Genomic DNA, 2,584 nt, shown 5'->3' on the forward strand with positions numbered 1-2,584 from the left:
TGCAAAACGGCGCCAGAAGAATTCTCAACAAAGGCTTGCTGCACACCAGCCCCTTCTTGAGCCCTGATCGTTAGGTGCATAGCATTGTTAGCTATCAACAGTCCTTGATTGGTTAGGGAAGCAACATGCACATCAACGCTAGCAGCGCGCATTGTGCCGCTATTTATGACTCCATCACGCGTTTGAAGGGTTAATACTCCCTCTTGCACGTTCACAGCCCCTGCTTGAGTTATAGAAGCTGCGCTCACAACAACACCAGAACTTAAAATCGTGCTCTCTTGTCCGGTTGTCAGCATGCCCCCCGCTGTCAAGGTAACCGTCCGCTTACTGACAATATCACCCTTGTGACTCAGCGCACCATGGGCGTTCAGCGTGACCTCTCCATTAGAAAGAACTGTGCCTTCTTGAAGAAGATCACCACTGTGCGCATAAAGGTCAACTTTTTGCTCTGCACCTAAATTGGCACGCGATGACAACTCTGCCGCTTCCATCAAAAGAAAACCGCCAGCGCTATAATGACCAGCATCTACGCTAAGAGCCTCATCGGCACTCAAGACAATATTCCCTCTTGCTCCAATATGGTTGTTGAAAGCACGGATTTGATTAGTTTCAATGGTCATATCACCAAGAGAAGAAACCCCAGTCTGATCATTGTCTTTTATGCGAGAAAGATCAATGGTTGCTGCTTGGATTTCTAAAAGACCACCAGCAGCTATCCGTCCATCGCCAGCCTCAAGCTTCGTTGCCTTGAGGTGCAAAGAACCCGTCGCTGACTGTGTGCCATCATTGTCAATGCCACTCGCCAACAAAGCATCAGATCTAAGGGCAATGGTAGAAGCCTGCACATCAACAGCACCACCCGCCGCAACGCGAGAATGCTCTGCCAGTTCAACATGCTTCAAAGCTTTCAGCTCAACCGTCTGTTCTGAAAAAACCAGATCGTTCACATGCACACTGTCATGATGAGAATGCGCTTTGACCGATCCTTTGGCACGTGCTTTGGCAAGAACCAGCTTGCCATCACTGGTCAACTTCATGGCGCCAGCATTGGCAGCCATATTGCCAAGCATCTTGACACCAGCACCTTTATCATTAGCGAGAACCCGGATCTGACCCGCATACATGCCACCAAACTCGCTGGAATCAATTGCCAACTCCGTCTCTTTGCCATCAGAGCCAAGTGATGTTGCTTCTCGCTTCCCATAATCAAAATGATTATGCCCCGCTATAACTGCCAATTCCCCTTTGACTTGAATGGGACCCTCTACATGGATCTTGCGCGAAACAAGATCAAAAACATCCAATGAACTCCCATCAACTCCACGAGCACCTATGGTGATGTTACCGCCTTCAACACGCAAACCACTCAAAGAACCATCGGCCCCAATGATCGGCTGTCCGGTCGATAAAGTTACCCGCGGTGTATTGATAAAACCGCAACCGTTACAGGTAAGCCCATTGGGATTGGCGATAATCACATCAGCCGATTGCCCATGAACCTCTGTCATCCCTTCAAGACGCGAGCGACTAGCGCTCACCACTTCATTGAGAATAACCTTTGCTGGCCCAACATCGCGCAAATTGCCGTTACCAGGCACCAATCCCCCAAGCTGTGAACGCGAAACCTCTTTGGTGGAATTGTTTAAAATCACACCATGGGTATCAACATTGAAACTATCATATTTATTATGAGAAAGACCTTGTCCATTAGGACGCGCAATATCAATCAGCGGCACACCATTGCCTGCTATGCCCACCGTAGGGTGAAAAACAGAGCCAACCCCACTCGCTGCTTTAATCCCTTGAGGCTCTTGTACAACAGAACGTTGCGCGCCAAGTGCTTGCGCTTGCAATAAAAAAGGCTGAAAGGCTAAGCAAAAGCTTAAAACCAATGAAAGCCCCTTATGAGCCCCTTTCTGCAAAACACAAAGAGCACGCTGCTCTAACTTAGTTCCATAGCCCAATTTATGCTGTTGATCCTTCAATCCCCGCATCTTTCACTCCTCATAAAATCCTATAAATCTTTTTGTAAAAAACATTCCCAAAGGGTGTACACAGCAAGGCGATCTTTTTACCGCCCCTTACTAAAACCTTAACAAAGCCCGCACTTGAAATACTCCAACCCTATTCCCCTTCTCTAGCGGTATTGATGCCTTCAAAAGATTAGAGTAAGACAAATCAACATCCATCATCTCTCCAGCCGCATGAAAGCCAAGCGTTGCCCCAACCAGGCTACCACCAAAACTGTTTTTGCTTGTATCATTAGCCACTGCTCCCAGATCAAGGGCCATATAAGGAGAAAATTGGCTCATCAATTTACGACCTCCCTCCGAGGTGAAACCTGACAATAACAGGGACAATTCATTGCGCCAAAACACTCCATTATTGCCGTAATAAACCGCCTCACGCACCCCACGTACAGAAGAGGTTCCGCCAAGCGATATTTGTTCTGAACCAAACAAACTATCGGGAGACCACTGCCCTGAAAGCTGCGTGTTATAGCGAAAATGATATGAATGAAGTGAAAAAGGACGCACATAGCCCAGAGAAAAAGACCATTTTCTAAATTGCCCTTTGGGCGCAT

At 47.6% G+C, this 2,584-nt stretch carries 2 protein-coding genes; both read right to left on the reverse strand.

Features of this window, described 5'->3' with window-relative positions; all coding sequences use genetic code 11:
• Nucleotides 1-1,994: filamentous hemagglutinin N-terminal domain-containing protein (locus AC0QT4_RS08765; RefSeq protein WP_473201294.1), on the reverse strand; the 1,994-nt coding region annotated here is incomplete at its 3' end.
• A gap of 90 nt (nucleotides 1,995-2,084) precedes the next feature.
• Nucleotides 2,085-2,584: ShlB/FhaC/HecB family hemolysin secretion/activation protein (locus AC0QT4_RS08770; RefSeq protein WP_473201295.1), on the reverse strand; the 500-nt coding region annotated here is incomplete at its 5' end.

The organism is Bartonella sp. EBT8, from assembly GCF_055796165.1.